Genomic DNA, 2,508 nt, shown 5'->3' on the forward strand with positions numbered 1-2,508 from the left:
GGTTCAAAGCGAGCGCCGCCACGACAAAAGGAAGAAAGGAGAAAGCAAAGCTCTTGACCACGGACCAGGCATGAAAACATAAATCAACCAGGGTCACTTCTCAGTGAAAATCCCGGGTCAACTCTCAGCGGAAATCAACAGCGCTATGTCGAAAAGCTGTCCGGCTCTTAGGTGGGCGAGTAAGATCTCGGCGCGCCGGCACCCTTGAAGACATAGTCAAAAGCTGCCAGGTCCTCAAGCCAGAAACTCGTCGCCAGTATGGCCGAGCTGCCCGGTTCCTGCCATGTTGAATGGCTCAGTAGTAGTAGAATTCAACTACTGGGCTGGCGGGCGACGGCGTTATCTTGCCCGGTGTTATTGCCGCTTCGTTTGAAGGAGTTATCTATATCTTGTCACTCGCTCGGTGAAGCGAAGCCCGCTAAGGGAGTCTCCTATGTGTACGAAAATTCTAACAGCAGCCTTAGTCGCTATAACGGTGGCTTTGGCCCCAGCTGCAGCATTAGCGCATGGGTGCCATCACCATCACCACCATCATCATGACATGGACGACAGCGCCAAGACGGACAACGGTAGCAAGTGACGCCACTAAGCCGCTGACGAAGGGATCGATTATGCCTCTCGCCAGCGGTTGGCCCATGGCTTCATTAGCGGTAAATCCAGTCGCATCAGCCCCGACAACGGTTCCTTAGTCGTCTGCGCCATCGGTTGCTGTTATCTCCGATAAGTCGAGGTCTCCCCCTCCTACAACGTCTCCGACATCACCGCTCTCGCGGGCGCGACGATGGAGTGGGAATATCTCTGTCTGGTTGCAGCTTGAAGCGAGTGCGCAGAATGTCCAACATCTTCCCAGGTTCGGCGATGCCCGATCCCGACTGGTGGCAGGAACTTTGGCCCCATCCCGCCCAGACGGTCGCGCTCTTGGGTGTCATACCAGGCATGTTCGTGGTGGACTTATGTTGCGGTGACGGGTTGTTCACCTTGTCAATGGCGAAACTGGCTTCAAAAGTCGTGGCGATCGACCTTGATCCAGAGATGCTCAAGCGTATGCAGGCAAAGCTCGATGCAGCAGGTATGCGGAATTGCAGTGCCGTCGAGGGGAACTCCTATGACGTTGGCAAATTGGCTGGGATGAACGCCGACATGGTCGTCATGGCGAATACATTCCACGGAGTCCCGGACAAGACGAGGCTGTGTCAGGCCGTCGCATCGGCCCTAAAGCCGGCCGGCCAGTTTGTTGTCGTCAACTGGCACCGGCGTCCGCGCGAGGAAACGACGGTTCTCGAACAACCACGAGGGCCGAAAACAGAGATGCGGATGGAGCCGGAAGACGTGGCGGCAATTGCCGCGCCGGCTGCTTCAATCCTGAGCCCCCAATCGAGCTTCCGCCCTTTCACTACGCCCTAATTCTAAGGTTGGCCTAGGGGGGAACAAGCTAAACTATAGCAAGAGGATTGTTGTCTGAGCACCCAGTCAATCCAGCCGGCGATTTGCGAGGCTGACGCTATGCGGAAGCTCTATACTGAACTTGCGCAACACCCCGACAAGGATTTCGGCTGGTGCAAGGGAAAAGAGAATGCCCGTGCGCTTGGCTATGAGGCACGCTGGCTCGACAGTTTACCTGACATCCTTTGGGAATCATCGTCCGCAGTGGGCAACCCTTTCTCCGCCGCGCCCTTGCGAGAAGGAGATGTCGTTGTCGATGTGGGCTGCGGCGCTGGAACGGACGCCTGCATTGCTGCACTCACGGTGGGCGAAAAGGGGCGCGTGATTGGAGTCGACCTCACGCCGGCGATGATCGAAAAGGCGAGACGTGTAGCTCAAGTGCTCAAATTGAGCAACGTCACCTTCTATGTCGGGGACATGATCAGCCTGCCGATGCCCGATGCTTCCGTGGACGTGGTCATCTCCAATGGCGCAATCAATCTGTCGGCGCACAAGCCAAGCGTGTTCCGTGAGGTTTACCGAATGCTGAAGCTTGGCGGGCGGTTGCAGTTTGCTGACATGGTTCGCACTTCGACAAGCCTCTCCGACGCGTGCGCGTCGTGGGAGAATTGCGTCGCGGGGACAGTTGAACCGGATCACTATCTTGAGATGCTGAGGGGGGCTGGCTTTGAACGGGCGGAGCTTGTCACGCTCACAGATTACAAGACTGCAGCAACGACATCCGGCGCGATCTTCCGCGCCGAAAAGCAAAGGTAGCCATGCCGAACCTCGAGCCCGGTCTCGGAAGCTGAGCGCCTGGATTCTTTCAAGGGCTGCGGATCGAGTCGGAAATCAAGCTTATTTTGACCGTGCTCATTCCGCCAACCCAAGGCGACTTTAACCGTAAGCGTCCAACGCGTGGCGTCAGGGGCTTGCAAAGTTCCCAGGCATGAGTGCGTCGATGTCTTTGTTGGGCCAACCGGCGGCGATGCGCTCGAGCGTCTGTGTCAGCCATGCGTTGGGATCGACGTCGTTGAGACGCGCGGTGGCGAGGAGCGATGAGATTGTCGCCCAGGTGTCGCCGCC

3 protein-coding genes are annotated in these 2,508 nt (G+C 57.3%); 2 read left to right on the top strand and 1 reads right to left on the bottom strand.

What is annotated here, in order from left to right; translation table 11 throughout:
- Positions 1-831: 831 nt before the first annotated feature.
- Together ACR652_RS09880 and ACR652_RS09885 are read left to right on the top strand one after the other, a co-directional pair.
- On the top strand, positions 832-1,404 hold the full coding sequence (locus ACR652_RS09880; protein ID WP_434506343.1) for a class I SAM-dependent methyltransferase: 573 nt from the start codon (positions 832-834) through the stop codon (positions 1,402-1,404).
- A gap of 99 nt (positions 1,405-1,503) precedes the next feature.
- Positions 1,504-2,199 carry a methyltransferase domain-containing protein gene (locus tag ACR652_RS09885; RefSeq protein WP_434506344.1) on the top strand — a complete coding sequence of 232 codons (696 nt, stop codon included), beginning with the start codon at positions 1,504-1,506 and terminating at the stop codon, positions 2,197-2,199.
- Between the two features lie 147 nt (positions 2,200-2,346).
- Here the strand turns inward: ACR652_RS09885 and ACR652_RS09890 are convergent.
- Positions 2,347-2,508 (bottom strand): transposase domain-containing protein (locus ACR652_RS09890; protein ID WP_434506345.1); only part of this gene is annotated, 162 nt, incomplete at its 5' end.

The organism is Methylocystis sp. (genome assembly GCF_051061225.1).
Taxonomy (GTDB): domain Bacteria; phylum Pseudomonadota; class Alphaproteobacteria; order Rhizobiales; family Beijerinckiaceae; genus Methylocystis.

Excerpts from the sequence above, each read along its gene's own strand:
- ACR652_RS09880 (WP_434506343.1), top strand. The coding sequence starts at position 832 with ATGTCCAACATCTTCCCAGGTTCGGCGATGCCCGATCCCGACTGGTGG.
- ACR652_RS09885 (WP_434506344.1), top strand. The coding sequence starts at position 1,504 with ATGCGGAAGCTCTATACTGAACTTGCGCAACACCCCGACAAGGATTTC.